We start from the raw sequence: 17,187 nt of genomic DNA on the forward strand, positions 1-17,187 counted from the left end.
ATGACGCCTATGTCCAAGTTAAAACACGTACTGCTCCAATCCGCCGGCTGGCTGTTCTTCTTGAGCCTGCTGATGGGACTCGCCCTGCTGTTGCCGGCGAGTACGTTCGACTCCGAGTCGAAGAATTTTATTTTCCTGATTGGCGCCGTCGGTATCTGGCGCTACTCGATGGGTGCGACGCATTTCTTTCGCGGCATGCTGTTCCTGTACGTGGTCTACCCCCACCTGCGGCGCAAAGTGCGCAAGTTGGGCAAGGCCGCGGACCCGTCCCATGTGTTCCTGATGGTCACCAGTTTCCGGATCGATGCGCTGACCACCGCGCAGGTCTACAGCTCGGTGATCCGCGAAGCGATCGAATGCGGCTTCCCCACCACCGTGGTCTGCTCGCTGGTGGAAATGTCCGATGAACTGCTGGTGAAAAGCCTGTGGGAACGCATGAACCCGCCGGGCCATGTGAAGCTCGACTTCGTGCGTATCGCCGGCACCGGCAAGCGCGACGGCCTGGCCTTCGGCTTCCGCGCCATCTCCCGCCACTTGCCGGATGACCGCGCCGTGGTTGCAGTGATCGATGGCGACACCGTGCTCGCCGAAGGCGTCGTGCGCAAAACCGTGCCGTGGTTCCAGCTGTTCGGCAATGTCGGCGGCCTGACCACCAACGAGTTCTGCGAAGTGCGCGGCGGCTACATCATGAGCGAATGGCACAAACTGCGCTTCGCCCAGCGCCACATCAACATGTGCTCGATGGCCCTGTCCAAGCGCGTGCTGACCATGACCGGGCGCATGTCGGTGTTCCGCGCCAGCGTGGTCACCGACCCGGGCTTTATCGCCGATGTGGAAAGCGACTCGCTGCAACACTGGCGCCTGGGCCGCTTCAAGTTTTTGACCGGCGACGACAAGTCCAGCTGGTTCAGCCTGATGCGCCTGGGCTACGACACCTTCTACGTGCCGGATGCCGCGATCAACACCGTGGAGCACCCGCCGGAAAAGAGCTTTATCAAAGCCAGCCGCAAGCTGATGTTCCGCTGGTACGGCAACAACCTGCGCCAGAACTCCCGCGCCCTGGGCCTGGGTGTACGTCGCCTCGGCCTGTTCACCAGCGTGGTGCTGTTCGACCAGCGCGTGTCGATGTGGACCTCGCTGCTCGGTCTGACCGTGGCGATCATCGCCACCTTCAAGTACGGCGGTGCGTTCATCCTCGCGTACCTGCTGTGGATCGGCATCACCCGCCTGATCCTGACCGTGCTGCTGTCGTGCTCCGGGCACAGGATCGGCCCGGCGTACCCGGTGATTCTCTATTACAACCAGATCATGGGCGCGCTGGTGAAAATCTACGTGTTCTTCCGCCTTGATCAACAGTCCTGGACCCGCCAGGACACCAAACTGACCCGCGATTTGGCCAGCTTTCAACGTTGGTTCAACACCTGGTCGTCTCGGACCATGACCTTCTCCGCCGGCAGCATTTTCGTCGCCGTGTTGCTGATGATGGTCTGACCCTGCCAAGCCTGAATTAACTCTAGGAAATTGCCCTGATGAACAGCCAAGTAAACGCCAACGTTGTCCACGAATCCGAAGCCCAACGCCAGCACGCCCGGGTCAAAATCCCGGCCAAGTTGCGCTTTTTCAACACTGACCGCACGCCGACCGAAGCGCGGGTCATCGACCTGTCCGCCGGCGGCCTGGCGTTCACCGCCACCCAGCCGCTGATCGTTGGCGAAGTGCACAAGGGTCGCCTGCAATTTGTCATCGACAACCTCGGCCTGGCGATGGATGTGGAGCTGCAGATTCGCTCCTACGACCGCCAGAGCGGGCGCACCGGCTGCCAGTTCCAGAACCTCGACGCGCAGGATATTTCCACGCTGCGTCACCTGATCACGTCGCACCTGTCGGGCGATATCGTGACCATGGGCGACGTACTCGCCACCCTGCAACGCGACAACTTCACCAAGGCGCGCAAGGTCAAGGACGGCGGCAGCAACATGAGCGTCTTCGGCCGCCTGCGCGCCGTGACGTTCAGCCTGGCGATCTTCCTGGTGGGCCTGGCGGCATTCGGTTTCGTCTTCAAATCGCTGTACGGCATGTACTTCGTCAGCCACGCCCAGGCCGGCCTGGTCAGCGTGCCCGGCATGAACGTGACCATGCCCCGCGACGGCACCGTGCAAAGCCTGCTCAAAGGCGACGCGGTGGCGGCCAAAGGCGCGCCGCTCGCGACCTTCAGCACCAGCATGCTCGACGTGCTCAAGGGCCACCTGGACGAAGACCAACTGCAACCGGCCAAGGTCGAAGAACTGTTCGGCAAGCAAATGACCGGCACCCTGACCTCGCCTTGCGACTGCATCGTGGCCCAGCAAATGGTGGCCGACGGTCAATACGCAAGCAAAGGCGACGTGATCTTCCAACTGGTGCCACGCGGCAGCCTGGCCAACGTGGAAGCACGCTTCTCCTACCGCCAGTTCGCTGACGTTCGCCCAGGTACGCCGGTGAACTTCCAGGTCGCCGACGAAGAACAGACCCGCACCGGCACCATCGTCAGCAGCACCAGCCTGAACAGCGCCGACCTGTCCTCCGACATCCGCGTGCAGATCAAGCCGGACGCACCGCTGGACAGCGCCTACGCCGGCCGCCCGGTGGAAGTCACCAGCGACCGTGGCCCATCGCTGAACTGGCTGATCGATAAAGCCATGGCTGCCGGACTGTAAGCGAGGACATGCCTGTGACGACTCTCCTGAAAACACCGCAATCCCTGTGGGAGCGGGCTTGCTCGCGATGGGATCAGTGCGGTTTGCCTGACGGACCGCACGGCCTGCATCGCGAGCAAGCCCGCTCCCACAAGGGCCCTGTCGCGTTGCTGGCACTTGCGGTCAGCCTCGCCGGTTGCGCCGGTCTGCCCGACCAGCGCCTGGCCAACGAAGCCCTCAAGCGGGGCGACACGCTCACCGCGCAGCAGAATTACCAGCAACTGGCGACCCTGGGTTACAGCGAGGCCCAGGTGGGCCTGGCCGATATCCAGGTCGGCACACGCGACCCGGCGCAGATCAAACAGGCCGAGGCCACTTACCGCGCCGCTGCGGATATTTCTCCGCGCGCCCAGGCCCGCCTGGGGCGCCTGCTGGTGGCCAAGCCCGGCGCCACCAACGCCGAACACCATGAAGCCGAAGGCCTGCTGAAAAAAGCCTTTGCCAATGGCGAAGGCAACACCCTGATCCCGCTGGCGATGCTGTACCTGCAATACCCGCACAGCTTCCCCAACGTGAACGCCCAGCAGCAGATCAACAAATGGCAGGCCGCCGGTTACCCGGAAGCCGGTCTGGCCCAGGTGCTGCTGTATCGCACCCAGGACACCTACGACCAGCATCTGGATGATGTCGAGCGCATCTGCAAGGCCGCGCTGAACACCACCGACATCTGCTACGTCGAACTGGCCACGGTCTACCAGAAAAAAGCCGAGCCAGAAAAACAGGCCGAACTGCTCAAGCAAATGGAAGCCGGCTACAGCCGCGGCACCGTCACCGCACAGCGCATCGACAGCGTGGCCCGCGTATTGGGCGACGCAACGCTGGGCAAGACCGACGAGAAAACCGCCCAGGCGCTGCTGGAAAAAATCGCCCCCGGCTACCCCGCATCCTGGGTCAGCCTGGCGCAATTGCTCTACGACTTCCCGGAACTGGGCGACGTCGACCAGATGATGAAGTACCTGGACAACGGCCGCGCCGCCGACCAGCCGCGCGCCGAGCTGTTGCTGGGCAAGCTCTACTACGATGGCAAGTGGGTGCCGGCGGACGCCAAGGCCGCCGAAGCGCATTTCGAGAAAGCCCTGGGCCGCGAAGTGGCCGCCGACTACTACCTCGGCCAGATCTACCGCCGTGGCTACCTGGGCAAGGTCTACTCGCAAAAAGCCCTGGACCACCTGCTGACCGCTGCGCGCAACGGCCAGAACAGCGCCGACTTCGCCATCGCGCAATTGTTTTCCCAAGGCAAGGGCACCAAGCCCGACCCATTGAACGCCTATGTCTTCAGCCAATTGGCTAAAGCCCAGGACACACCAGAGGCCAATGACCTGGCCACGCAGCTCGAAATCCCGCTGACGCCGGAACAACGCGCCGAAGGCCAACGCCTGGTGCAACAGGAACTGGCCGCGCGCGGCACCCTGGCCCAGAGCACGCTGCAACTGCACGCCCTGCAAGAAGAAGACGGCGAGGAATCCCTATGAAGCTCAATCCATTCGTGCAGGCCGGTATCGGCCTGACCTTCGCCCTGCTGTGGTCGTGCCCGACCCTGGCCGCGCTGACCGAAGCGAAGAACTTCGGCCTGGAAGTCAAAGTCACCGGCCAGTCCGAAGACGACCGCGACCTCGGCACCCAAAAGGGTGGCGACGTCAACGGCATCGGCCTCGACCTGCGCCCGTGGGTCTACGGCGAAAGCGGCAACTGGAGCGCCTACGCCATGGGCCAGGCCGTTACCTCGAGCGACATCATCGAGACCGACACCCTGCAGCAGTCCTCGGATGACACCACCGAGCAGTCGAGCAACAGCGACCGCACAGCGAAGAAAAACTACCTGGCCCTGCGCGAGTTCTGGGTCGGCTACAGCGGCTTCACGCCCTACCCCGGCGAGCTCCTCAAGTTCGGCCGCCAGCGCCTGCACAATGACGACGGCCAATGGCGCGACACCAACATCGAAGCGCTGAACTGGACCTTCGACACCACCCTGCTCAAGGCCAACGCCGGCGCCGCCGAACGCTTCAGCGAATACCGCACCGACCTCAAGGAACTGTCGCCCGACGAAAAAGACCGCCAGCACTTCTACGCCGACGCCGCCTACCAGTGGACGCCAGGCCAGTGGATCGGCCTGCGCGGGCACCACACCCATGACGACGGCAAGCTCGACTATTCCGAACCGGGCATGCCCATCGACCCCTCGGACAAGCGCGAGAACGGCGACCTGACCTGGCTCGGCATCGAGGCCAACAGCGACGCCTACAACTGGCGCAACACCAACACCGTCAACTACTGGGCCAGCGTCACCGGTATGCAGGGCGACCGCGACACCGTCAACGCGTTGAACGCCGACGGCACCCGCCCGAGCAACGCCAAGCGCAGCGAAGACGTGAGCGGCTGGGCCACCGATCTGGGTATCCGCCTGCGCCTCGACCCGCAGTGGCAAGTGGGTGCGGCCTATGCCCGCGCCAGCGCCGAGTACGAACAGAACGGCCTGCAAAGCAACCGTTCGAACTTCACCGGCACCCAGTCCCGCCTGCATCGCTTCGGCGAAGCGTTCCGCGGCGAGATGAACAACATGCAGTCCATGAGCCTGTTCGGCTCCTGGCAACTGCGCGAGGACTACGACGCCAGCCTGGTGTACCACAAGTTCTGGCGCGTCGACGGCAACAAGCCGGTGGGCAGCAACGGCATCGACGCCGTGCAGAACAACACCGACGACGTGACCGGCGCGATCCTGTCCAGCACCTCCCTGCCCCTTGAAGACGGCAAGAAAGACCTGGGCCAGGAGATGGACCTGGTCGTCACCAAGTACTTCAAGAAAGGCCTGCTGCCGGCCGCGCTCAGCCAGTCGATCGACGAACCGTCGGCCCTGGTGCGCTTTCGTGCCGGCGTGTTCAAACCGGGCGACGCTTATGGCAGCCAGGTCGACTCGTACATGCATCGCGCCTTTGTCGACGTGATCTGGAAGTTCTGATGGGAGCCCGCGCAATGATTGCTCACCCCTTCACAGGCAGATGCTTGCTGGTGACCGCGATGCTGATGGCCAATGCCACAGCCTTCGCCGATACCGCGCAGCCGGTCAAGGCGCCGACCATCGCCAAAGAACTGCAACAGGCCAAGACCTACACCATTTCCAGCCCGCCGACCGCGCCGCTGGAAATGCCCAAGCCGGCCCTGCCGGACCTGTCGGGCTACACCGCCGCGGCGATGGAAAAGAAAATCGTCAGAACCAAGCCGGGCAAAATCAGCATCCGCCGCATGATGCAGGAAGACGCGCTGAAGGACTTCATCGGCGGCGACAACAAGATGGCCGAGTGGGTGGTGCGCCAGCACGGCATTCCCCAGGCGATCTTTATCGACGACGGCTACATGAACCTCAAGGACCTGCTGGGCAAAGTGCCCAAGCAGTACCTCAGCGAAACCTCGCCGGGCGTGTTCCTCGCCAAGTTGCCGATCGTGGTCGGGCGCAAGGGCATCCTCGATATCGACAAGCACACCAAAGAACTGCGCCTGTCCCAGGAAGCCGGTTCGTTCCTGATCAACGACGGCCAACTGTTTGTGCGCGATACCAAGATCACCGGTTGGAAAGAAAAGGCCAACGGCCCGGCGACCTACCAGTCGCCCAATGAGTTCCGCCCGTTCCTGCTGGCCTGGGGCGGCACCGAGACCTACATCGCCAACACCAAAATGGCCAGTTTCGGTTACGCCAACAGTAAGTCGTATGGGGTGAGTATTTCCCAGTACACGCCGAACATGGCCAAGGTGCTCAAGCGCCCTGAGCCGACCGGCTGGATCATCGACTCCGAGTTCTCGGACATGTGGTACGGCTTCTACTGCTACGAGACCACGGGCTTTGTGATCAAGGGCAACACCTACAAAGACAACATCGTCTACGGCATCGACCCCCACGACCGTTCCCACGGCCTGATCATCGCGGACAACACCGTCTATGGCACCAAGAAGAAGCACGGCATCATCATTTCCCGGGAAGTGAACAACAGCTTCATCTTCAACAACCGCAGCTACGACAACAAGCTCTCGGGCCTGGTGATCGACCGTAACAGCGTGAACAACCTGATCGCCGACAACGAGATCTACCGCAACCACACCGACGGCATCACGCTCTATGAGAGCGGCGACAACCTGTTGTGGGGCAACAAGGTGATCGCCAACCGTCGCCACGGCATCCGCATACGCAACAGCGTCAACATCAAGCTGTACGAAAACACCTCGATGGCCAACGGGCTGACCGGCGTCTACGGCCACATCAAGGACCTGACCGACACCGACCGCGACATCGCCCTCGACCCGTTCGACACCAAGGTCTCGCTGATCGTGGTCGGCGGCGAACTGGCCGGTAACGGCAGCGGGCCGCTGTCGATCGACTCGCCGTTGAGTATCGAGCTGTACCGCGTGTCGATGCTGGCGCCGACCAAATCCAGCGGCATCAGCTTCTCCGGCGTGCTGGGCGATCGCCAGGAAGAAATTCTCGACCTGCTGGTACGCCAGCAGAAAGCCGTGCTGATCGACCCTGTCGAACGCCAGACCGAAATGCAGGACTGAGGATGACCCTTATGCACCCACACATGATCAAACTGTTGAGCCTCTCGGGTCTGACCCTCGGCCTGCTCGCGGCCAGCCAGGGCGTGCGCGCCGACGAGATCAAGGCGCCGACTTTCAGCGCCGAACCGTGCTGCAGCCTGTGCCCGGCGGCCCACGACGCGAAGAACTACACCACGCGCTACCAGCAGAACTTCACCACCCTGGTGCAAGCCCAGGGCGACTGGCTGTTCCGTACCCAGGAAGACCTGCGCACCGAATTCGACACCAGCCCCGCCGGCTACAAACGCATGCAACAGCTGCACGATGCGTTCAAGGCCAAGGGCGTGGAACTGGTGGTGGTCTACCAGCCGACCCGTGGCCTGGTGAACCGCAACAAGCTCAACCCTGAAGAGAAAGCCGCGTTCGATTTCGACAAGGCCCTGGGCAACTACAAGAGCATGCTCGGCCGTTTCGCCAAGATGGGCTACGTGGTGCCGGACCTGTCGCCGTTGACCAACGAGCAGTTGCCCGATGAATTGCCGGCCCACGATTTCTACTTCCGCGGCGACCAACACTGGACCCCTTACGGCGCCCAGCGCACCGCGAAAATCGTCGGTGCCAAAGTGCGCGCGATGCCCGAGTTCGCCGAGATTCCCAAGCGCGAATTCGAAACCAAGCGCTCCGGGCGCATGGGCAAGACCGGCACCCTGCACAACATGGCCGGGCAACTGTGCGGCACCAGCTACGCGATCCAGTACATGGACCAGTTCACCACCGAGCCCAAGGGCGAAGCCGGCGACGGCGACCTGTTCGGCGATTCGGGCAACCCGCAGATCACCCTGGTCGGCACCAGCCACAGCGGCAAGAACTACAACTTCGCCGGCTTCCTCGAACAGGAAATCGGCGCCGACATCCTCAACGTCGCCTTCCCCGGCGGCGGCCTCGAAGGCTCGATGATCCAGTACCTGGGCAGCGACGAGTTCCAGAAGACGCCGCCGAAAATCCTGATCTGGGAATTCTCGCCGCTGTACCGCCTCGACCAGGAAACCATCTACCGCCAGATGATGGCGCTGCTGGACAACGGCTGCGAAGGCAAGACCGCGCAGATGAGCGCCAGCGCCACCCTGAAACCCGGCAAGAACGAATTGCTGGTCAACAGTTCGAACAAAGACCTGCGCAACGCCAACCATCAGGTCGACATCCGCTTCGCCGACCCGTCGGTGAAAACCTTGCAAGCCACCCTCTGGTACATGAACGGGCGCCACGAGGACATCAAGATCGAAAAACCCGAAACATCCGATACAGACGGGCGTTTCGCCTTTGAACTGCGCACCGACGAAGACTGGGCCTCGCAGAACTTGCTGGCCGTGGAAGTGCAGGGCCCCGAAGCGGGTGCTGCCGCGCAGAAAGTCGAAGCGAAAATTTGCACACGCAACGTATTCCCAAGCGGCGGTCAGAAGACTGCCTCACTCGGGCAATGAGGTTACCTATGCAGAAGTTATTGATCCCCACATTGCTGGGCCTGGCGATCTTCGCCGGTTCTGTGAATGCCGCCGCGCCACTGCGTCCGCCCCAGGGTTATTTCGCCCCGGTGGAAGCGTTCAAGACCGGCGACTTCAAGGACGGCTGCGACGCCATGCCGGCGCCATACACCGGCTCGCTGCAGTTTCGCAGCAAGTACGAAGGCTCGGACAAGGCCCGTTCCACGCTGAACGTGCAATCGGAAAAAGCCTTCCGCGACAGCACCGCCGACATCACCAAGCTGGAAAAAGACACCAGCAAGCGCGTGATGCAGTTCATGCGCGACGGTCGCCCGGAACAGTTGGAATGCACCTTGAACTGGCTGGCTACTTGGGCTCGGGCAAACGCGTTGATGTCCAAGGACTTCAACCACACCGGCAAATCCATGCGCAAATGGGCGCTGGGCAGCATGGCCTCGGCCTATGTGCGCCTGAAGTTCTCCGACTCGCACCCGCTGGCCAACCATCAGCAGGAGTCGCAACTGATCGAAGCCTGGTTCAACCGGCTGGCCGATCAGGTGGTGAGCGACTGGGACAACCTGCCGCTGGAAAAAACCAACAACCACTCCTACTGGGCCGCCTGGTCGGTGATGGCGACGTCCATCGCCACCAACCGTCGCGACCTGTTTGACTGGGCGGTGAAGGAATACAAAGTCGGCGCCAACCAGGTCGACGACCAGGGCTTCCTGCCCAACGAACTGAAGCGCCAGCAACGCGCGCTGTCGTACCACAACTACGCCCTGCCGCCGCTGTCGATGATCGCCAGTTTTGCCCTGGTCAACGGCGTGGACCTGCGCCAGGAAAACAACGGCGCGCTCAAACGCCTGGGCGACAAGGTGCTGGCCGGGGTCAAGGACCCGCAGATCTTCGAGCAGAAGAACGGCAAAGAGCAGGACATGAAGGACCTCAAGGAAGACATGAAATTCGCCTGGCTTGAACCCTTCTGCACCCTCTACACCTGCGCGCCGGATGTGCTCGAGCGCAAACATGGGATGCAGCCGTTCAAGACCTTCCGCCTCGGGGGCGACCTGACCAAGGTCTACGACCCGACGCACGAAAAAGGCAACAAAGGCAGCTGACGAAACGCGGTTAGAAATGTGGGAGGGGGCTTGCCCCCGATAGCAGTGTGTCATTCAACACAGATGGCGACTGTTACACCGCCATCGGGGGCAAGCCCCCTCCCACATTTGAGCAATACAGCCGCCCCCGAATTCGTGGGGGGGGGTTTGGGGGGGCTGCGGCCCTTGACTGTTGGTTAAACATGGAGAGATCGGGATGGTTTTCTCGTCCAATGTGTTCCTGTTTCTGTTCTTGCCGATCTTTCTCGGCTTGTACTACTTGAGCGGGCAACGCTATCGCAACCTGCTGCTGCTACTGGCCAGCTACGTGTTCTACGCCTGGTGGCGAGTGGACTTCCTGGCGCTGTTCGCCGCCGTCACGCTGTGGAATTACTGGATCGGCCTCAAGGTCGGTGCCGCCGGCGTGCGTACCAAGCCGGCGCAACGCTGGCTGCTGCTGGGCGTGGCGGTCGACCTGTGCATCCTCGGCTACTTCAAGTACGCCAACTTCGGCGTCGACAGCATCAACGTGATGATGAAGTCGGCGGGCCTGGAGCCGTTCATCCTGACCCACGTACTGTTGCCGATCGGGATCTCGTTTTACATCTTCGAGTCCATCAGCTACATCATCGACGTGTATCGCGGCGACACTCCGGCCACGCGCAACCTCATCGACTTTGCCGCGTTCGTGGCGATCTTCCCGCACCTGATCGCCGGCCCCGTCCTGCGCTTTCGCGACCTGGCCGACCAGTTCAACAACCGCACCCACACCCTCGACAAGTTCTCCGAAGGCTGTACGCGGTTCATGCAGGGGTTCATCAAGAAGGTCTTCATCGCCGACACCCTGGCGGTGGTGGCCGACCATTGCTTCGCCCTGCAAAACCCCACCACCGGTGATGCCTGGCTCGGTGCGCTGGCGTACACCGCGCAGTTGTACTTCGACTTCTCCGGCTACAGCGACATGGCCATCGGCCTGGGCTTGATGATGGGTTTCCGCTTCATGGAAAACTTCAAGCAGCCGTACATCAGCCAGTCGATCACCGAGTTCTGGCGGCGCTGGCACATCAGCCTGTCGACCTGGCTGCGCGACTACCTCTACATCACCCTGGGCGGCAACCGTAAAGGCACGCTGATCACCTACCGCAACCTGTTCCTGACCATGCTGCTCGGTGGCCTGTGGCACGGCGCGAACATCACCTACATCGTGTGGGGCGCCTGGCACGGCATGTGGCTGGCGATCGAAAAAGCCATCGGCCTGAACACCTCGCCGCGCAGCTTCAACCCGATCCGCTGGGCCTTGACGTTCCTGCTGGTGGTGATGGGCTGGGTGATCTTCCGTTCCGAAAACCTGCACGTCGCCGGGCGCATGTACGGCGCGATGTTCAGCTTTGGCGAATGGTCGCTGTCGGAACTCAACCGCGCCAGCCTCACCGGCCTGCAAGTGGCAACCCTGGTGGTGGCGTATGCAACCTTGGCGTTCTTTGGCCTGCGCGACTTCTACAGCAACCGCCCTGCCGAGAAAACCAAGGCGGCCGACCCGAGCCTGATCAAGGCCGTACCGGGCGACGACCCGGGCAGCATCCACCAGCCAGGTTTCACCGTGGGCAAAGACGCCGCCGTGCAACCGGCCTACTGGACCGCTGACTGGCCACGCTACGCCATGCGCGCGGCGGTGCTGCTGCTGTTCGTGGCGTCGATTCTGAAACTGTCGGCGCAGAGTTTCTCGCCGTTCCTTTACTTCCAATTCTGAGGGAGCCGACCATGACCCGATCATTGCGCGTCCTCTATATCGGCCTGTTCCTGGTGGTGCTGCTCGCCCTGGGCGCCTGGTCGTTGCGCGGTTTCTTCGGCTTCAGCACCAATGCCGACGCCACCGTGCTCAACGGCCGCTGGACCAAAGCCGTCGAGACCCACTACGACGAACAGTTCCCGATCAAGCGCCTGGGCACCAACCTCTGGGCCGCGCTGGACTACAAGCTGTTCAATGAAGGCCGCCCCGGCGTAGTGCTGGGCCGCGATCACTGGCTGTACAGCGACGAGGAGTTCAACCCCGCCGTCAACGAAGAGCAGAACCTGGAGGGCAACTACGCCCTGGTCGAAGGCGTGCGCCAGCAGCTCAAGGCCCAAGGCATTCAACTGGTGCTCGCCATCGTGCCGGCCAAGGTGCGCCTGTACCCGGAACACCTGGGTGACGTGAAACCGGCGAGCATCCACGCCAACCTGTACCAGGCCTTCCACGCCCGTGTCGCCGCCGACAAGATCCTCGCCCCCGACCTGCTTGGCCCGCTGCAACAGGCCAAGCTCGGCGGCCAGCAAGTGTTCCTGCGCACCGACACCCACTGGACCCCGGACGGTGCCGAAATCGCCGCCAAGCAACTGGCCAAGGCGATCGCCGACAAGGCCCCACTGAGCGGCGAACCGCAGCGTTTTGTCACCGAGGCCGAGAAAACCGCACCGCACAAGGGCGACCTGCGCCTGTTCCTGCCGCTCGACCCGCTGTTCGAAAACCTGATGCCGCCCAAGGAGCCGCTGGAAAAACGCGTCACGCACCTGGCCGAAACCAAAGGCGACGACGCGCTGTTCAGCGACAGCGAAACCCCGGTGGCACTGGTCGGCACCAGCTACAGCGCCAACCCCAACTGGAACTTCGTCGGGGCGCTCAAGCAAGCCCTGGGCAGCGACGTGATCAGCTACGCCGAAGACGGCCATGGCCCGATCCTGCCGATGCTCAGCTACCTCAAAAGCGATGACTTCAAGAACCGCCCGCCCCAGGTGCTGATCTGGGAGTTCCCGGAACGCTATCTGCCCGTCAACAACGAAATCGGCGATGCCGACCCGCAGTGGGTTGCGCAACTCAAACAAGCCGGTGCGCGCCAACAGAACATGGCACTGAACACTCCAGCTAAACACCCAAAATCCGAGACGCCCGAACGGGCGCAAAACTGAAAGAGAGGTAACTCACATGACTTTCACTACTACTCCGCGTCGTCTCGCCAAGACCCTGGCCCTGGTTGCCGGCATGAGCGTTGTATCGATGTCCGCCTTCGCCGGCGGTGACGCCGCCTTGTACGGCCCTGTCGCCCCGAAAGGCTCGAGCTTCGTGCGTGTCTATAACGCCTCCAATCAGGAAGTCAGCGCCACCGTCGGCGCCACCAACCTGAGCGAAGTGGCCCCGTTGGCCAGCAGCGACTTCAGCTTCATGCCCGGCGGCGACTACAGCGCCAAGGTGGGCAGCCAGACCGTGTCGGTCAAGCTCGCCGCCGACCACTACTACACCCTGGTCAACAACAGCAGCGGCCAGCCGCAGTTGATCGAAGAACCGCCGTTCAAGAACAAACAGAAATCCCTGGTGCGCGTGCAGAACCTCAGCGACAAGGCCCTGACCCTGAAAACCGCCGACGGCAAGACCGACGTGGTCAAGGCCGTCGCCGCCAAAGGCCGTGGCGAGCGTGAAATCAACCCGGTGAAGGTCAGCCTGGCGCTGTACGACGGCGACAAGAAAGTCGGCGACGTGAAACCGGTAGCCCTGGAGCGTGGTGAGGCGGCGGTGCTGTATGTCACCGGCTCCGGTTCAAGCCTGTCGCCAGTGTGGGTGAAACGCCCCGTGTCGACCCGCTAAACATTTCTCGGACTGACAGCAACCCACTGTAGGAGCGAGCTTGCTCGCGAAAATCGCCACTGATGACGCGGGCATTCTGGATGTACGCGGTGTCTGGAAGTTCTTCGCGAGCAAGCTCGCGCCTACAGAGGGCAGAGGCGTCAGTTCGGACCGAGACAAAAACAAGAGTGGAACGACAAACCTTCGTAGCTCTGACCCAAATCGATTCAAGGAGAAACAGCATGATCCCAGTAATCCTTTCCGGTGGTAGCGGCTCACGTCTTTGGCCGCTTTCGCGCAAACAGTTTCCTAAACAGTTCCTGGCCCTGACCGGCGAGCACACGCTGTTCCAGCAAACCCTGGAGCGCCTGGTATTCGATGGCATGGACACCCCAATCGTGGTCTGCAACAAAGACCATCGGTTCATCGTCAACGAGCAACTGAGCGTGCGCAAGCTGGAAGCCCAGCGCATCCTGATGGAACCCTTCGGCCGCAACACCGCGCCAGCCGTGGCGCTGACCGCGATGATGCTGGTCAACGAAGGCCGCGATGAGCTGATGCTGGTGCTGCCGGCCGACCATGTGATCGACGACCAGAAAGCCCTGCAACGCGCCCTGGCCCTGGCCACCGTGGCCGCCGAGCGCGGCGAGATGGTGCTGTTCGGCGTGCCGGCGACCCGTCCGGAAACCGGTTATGGCTACATCAAGTCCGCCAACGATTCGCTGCTGCCCGAAGGCGTGAGCCGCGTGCAACAGTTCGTGGAAAAACCCGATGAAAAACGCGCCGTCGAGTTCGTCAAAAGCGGCGGTTACTTCTGGAACAGCGGCATGTTCCTGTTCCGCGCCAGCCGCTTCCTCGAAGAGCTGAAAAAGCACGACCCGGACATCTACGACACCTGCGTGCTGACCCTCGAACGCAGCGAGCAGACCGCCGACACCGTGACCTTCGACGAAGCCACCTTCGCCTGCTGCCCGGACAATTCCATCGACTACGCGGTGATGGAAAAAACCCAGCGCGCCTGCGTGGTGCCGCTGAGCGCGGGCTGGAGCGACGTGGGTTGCTGGGCGTCGCTGTGGGCGGTCAACGATAAAGACGTCAACGGCAACGTCACCAAAGGCGACGTGGTGATCCAGGACAGCAAGAACTGCATGATCCACGGCAACGGCAAGCTGGTGTCGGTGATCGGCCTGGAAAACATCGTGGTGGTGGAAACCAAGGACGCGATGATGATTGCCCACAAGGACAAGGTCCAGGGCGTCAAGCAGATGGTCGCCACCCTCAACGAACAAGGGCGCAGCGAAACTCAGAACCACTGCGAAGTCTACCGTCCGTGGGGCTCCTACGACTCGGTCGACATGGGCGGGCGCTTCCAGGTCAAGCACATCTCGGTCAAGCCGGGCGCGTGCCTGTCGCTGCAGATGCACCACCACCGCGCCGAACACTGGATCGTGGTCAGCGGCACCGCCGAAGTCACCTGTGACGAGAACGTGTTCCTGCTCTGCGAGAACCAGTCCACCTACATCCCGATCGCCTCGGTACACCGCCTGCGCAACCCGGGCAAGATCCCGCTGGAGATCATCGAAGTGCAATCGGGCAGCTATTTGGGCGAAGACGATATCGAGCGGTTTGAGGATATCTACGGTCGCTCGACGCCGGTGGAACGTGGCGTGTCGGTGAAAACGATCGCGCAGTAAAACAGTCCTGCAAGAAGCCCTCGCCCAAGCCATTGCGTCCCCTATCCGCAGTGGCTTGGGTGGGGGCTTTTTGTTTGGGATTTGTGCTGGTTGTGAGGGCCTCATCGGGGGCAAGCCCCCTCCCACATTTGAATGTATTCACAGATCAAAGGTGGGAGGGGGCTTTTTGTTTGGGATTTGCGCTGGTTGTGAGGGCCTCATCGGGGGCAAGCCCCCTCCCACATTTGAATGTATTCACAGATCAGAGGTGGGAGGGGGCTTGCCCCCGATGAGGCCCGCCCGGCCACCGCAGCACTCAAGGTAGCCAATCCCACCTACGCTTAAGTTAGGATGCTCGTTCCCTATTCGAGGTGGTCTCCATGTTCTTCGGCGTTCTCCTGATCATCACCTGGCTGGTCCTGTTGCTGCGCTACCCGGCCAAAGCCCTGCCCGTATCGCTGGCCGCCGCTGTGGGCCTGGGGCTGGTGGGCGTGTGGGTGGTGTGGCTGGACAATCGTGAAGCGTCGCAACTGGCGCGCCTGGAGCTGCGCATTGTCTACGCCCCGCAGGACTGCCCGGCCGACCGCCCACTGAAGCTGACCCTGAACAACGGCAACGACGTACCGCTGACCGAACTGCGCTGGCGCGTCGCTGCCTATGCGCCGGGCGATACGGTCAACCTGGCCGACAACGTCTATGCTGCCCCACGCTATCGCGGCCCCGGCGAGTTGCAGGCCGGCGCCACCTGGGACGACTGCCTGCCCACCCCGCCGCTGCGCCCTGGCTACCGCCCGCAAACCCTGGAATTTCGCGCCGAGCATTTGCAAGGCAGCTTCTCGGACTGACAAAGGACCGATCCATGCCCAACGTACTCATCACCGGTTGCTCCAGCGGCATCGGGCGCGCCTTGGCCGAGGCCTTCAAATCCGCCGGCTTCGACGTGTGGGCCAGCGCCCGCCAACCGGAAGACGTCGCCCGCTTGTCCGCCGCCGGCTTCAATGCGGTGCAACTGGACGTCAATGACAGCGCCGCCTTGCAGCACCTGGCCGAGCAGTGGGGCGAGCTGGATGTGCTGGTCAACAACGCCGGCTACGGCGCCATGGGCCCGTTGCTCGACGGCGGCACCGAGGCGCTGCAGTGTCAGTTCGAAACCAACGTGTTTTCCATCGTCGGCGTGACCCAGGCGTTCTTCCCCGCACTGCGTCGCGGCACAGGTTTGGTGGTGAATATCGGCAGCGTTTCCGGGGTGCTGGTGACGCCATTCGCTGGCGCCTACTGCGCCTCCAAAGCCGCCGTGCATGCCTTGAGCGATGCCCTGCGCATGGAACTGGCGCCGTTTGGCGTGCGGGTGATGGAAGTGCAACCGGGCGCAATCGATACCCGCTTTGCGAAAAACGCCGGTGCCCAGGCGGAGCTGTTGATCAACGAACAATCGCCGTGGTGGCCGTTGCGCGAAGGCATCCGCGCGCGCTCCCGGGCCTCCCAGGACAACCCGACACCGGCCAGCCGATTTGCCAGCCAGGTCCTGAACGCCGTGCAACAACCGACACCGCCCCGCTTATTGCGCGCGGGCAATGGCAGTCGGGCACTGCCGTTGATGGCGGCGTTACTGCCCAAAGGGTTGTTGGAAAACGTATTGAAGCGACGCTTTGGTTTGAATAGGAGTTTGTAAATGATCGACTACAGCGACTTTTTCGAAGAAGTGATCCAGACCCACGTCGAGATCGAACAGTGGTTCGCCGGGGTGGCGCCTGAAGGCACGCTGCAAAGGCTGCTCGCGCGCTTCTCGCCGGAGTTCAGCATGATTGCGCCCTCCACCGGCACACGCATGAACGCCGCGGGGGTCAATTACCTGTTCACCCGCCTGGGCGGCCAGCGGCCAGGGTTGAAGATCACCTTGAGCGAACTGAGCGGCATTGACCGGCATGCACGCGGCGCCGTCGTCAGTTACCGCGAACATCAGATCGACGACAGCGGCACCCAGACCGATCGCCGCGCCACAGTGGTCTTCGAGAAACAGGCCAGCGGCGCACTGCTGTGGCGCCATTTGCACGAGACGTACTGCCAGGCCTGAACCGC

Annotated in this window: 14 protein-coding genes; all 14 read left to right on the forward strand. The window is 62.4% G+C overall.

The window, feature by feature from the left end:
- The first annotated feature begins 9 nt into the window (after window positions 1-9).
- Window positions 10-1,491 (forward strand): mannuronan synthase, encoded by a 1,482-nt coding sequence (gene alg8, locus INT12_RS10885; protein WP_017848640.1) that lies wholly within the window; start codon window positions 10-12, stop codon window positions 1,489-1,491.
- A gap of 38 nt (window positions 1,492-1,529) precedes the next feature.
- On the forward strand, window positions 1,530-2,696 hold the full coding sequence (locus INT12_RS10890) for an alginate biosynthesis protein Alg44 (protein WP_017848639.1): 1,167 nt from the start codon (window positions 1,530-1,532) through the stop codon (window positions 2,694-2,696).
- Between the two features lie 8 nt (window positions 2,697-2,704).
- Entirely contained in the window at window positions 2,705-4,207 is a 1,503-nt protein-coding gene (gene algK / locus INT12_RS10895) for an alginate biosynthesis TPR repeat lipoprotein AlgK (protein ID WP_226926131.1), read from the forward strand.
- Window positions 4,204-5,691: an alginate export family protein gene (locus tag INT12_RS10900; protein WP_193040926.1), complete on the forward strand. Its 1,488-nt coding sequence runs from the start codon at window positions 4,204-4,206 to the stop codon at window positions 5,689-5,691. The genes algK and INT12_RS10900 overlap by 4 nt, the downstream gene beginning before the upstream one ends.
- The gene (gene algG / locus INT12_RS10905) at window positions 5,691-7,280 is read left to right on the forward strand and encodes a mannuronan 5-epimerase AlgG (protein ID WP_193040927.1); all 1,590 of its coding nucleotides are present in this window, start codon (window positions 5,691-5,693) and stop codon (window positions 7,278-7,280) included. Before INT12_RS10900 ends, algG begins: the two co-directional genes overlap by 1 nt.
- Before the next feature lie 11 nt (window positions 7,281-7,291).
- Entirely contained in the window at window positions 7,292-8,740 is a 1,449-nt protein-coding gene (locus INT12_RS10910; protein ID WP_046385355.1) for an alginate O-acetyltransferase, read from the forward strand.
- 8 nt (window positions 8,741-8,748) lie between these two features.
- The gene (locus INT12_RS10915; protein WP_102618724.1) at window positions 8,749-9,858 is read left to right on the forward strand and encodes a mannuronate-specific alginate lyase; all 1,110 of its coding nucleotides are present in this window, start codon (window positions 8,749-8,751) and stop codon (window positions 9,856-9,858) included.
- A 196-nt stretch (window positions 9,859-10,054) separates the two neighbouring features.
- Complete coding sequence (locus INT12_RS10920) at window positions 10,055-11,587, forward strand: MBOAT family O-acyltransferase (RefSeq protein WP_046384629.1); 1,533 nt, start codon at window positions 10,055-10,057, stop codon at window positions 11,585-11,587.
- Between the two features lie 11 nt (window positions 11,588-11,598).
- Entirely contained in the window at window positions 11,599-12,783 is a 1,185-nt protein-coding gene (locus INT12_RS10925; RefSeq protein WP_104903880.1) for an alginate O-acetyltransferase, read from the forward strand.
- A gap of 16 nt (window positions 12,784-12,799) precedes the next feature.
- Entirely contained in the window at window positions 12,800-13,456 is a 657-nt protein-coding gene (locus INT12_RS10930; RefSeq protein ID WP_104903881.1) for an alginate O-acetyltransferase AlgF, read from the forward strand.
- Window positions 13,457-13,677: 221 nt separating this feature from the next.
- Window positions 13,678-15,129 carry a mannose-1-phosphate guanylyltransferase/mannose-6-phosphate isomerase gene (locus tag INT12_RS10935; RefSeq protein WP_046384632.1) on the forward strand — a complete coding sequence of 484 codons (1,452 nt, stop codon included), beginning with the start codon at window positions 13,678-13,680 and terminating at the stop codon, window positions 15,127-15,129.
- Between the two features lie 359 nt (window positions 15,130-15,488).
- Entirely contained in the window at window positions 15,489-15,953 is a 465-nt protein-coding gene (locus tag INT12_RS10940) for a hypothetical protein (protein ID WP_017845897.1), read from the forward strand.
- A 14-nt stretch (window positions 15,954-15,967) separates the two neighbouring features.
- The gene (locus INT12_RS10945) at window positions 15,968-16,780 is read left to right on the forward strand and encodes an SDR family oxidoreductase (protein WP_193058847.1); all 813 of its coding nucleotides are present in this window, start codon (window positions 15,968-15,970) and stop codon (window positions 16,778-16,780) included.
- Complete coding sequence (locus INT12_RS10950; RefSeq protein ID WP_017845899.1) at window positions 16,781-17,182, forward strand: hypothetical protein; 402 nt, start codon at window positions 16,781-16,783, stop codon at window positions 17,180-17,182.
- The last annotated feature ends 5 nt before the right edge of the window (window positions 17,183-17,187 follow it).

This window comes from Pseudomonas sp. K8 (assembly GCF_014889455.1).
Taxonomy (GTDB): Bacteria; Pseudomonadota; Gammaproteobacteria; order Pseudomonadales; family Pseudomonadaceae; genus Aquipseudomonas; species Aquipseudomonas veronii.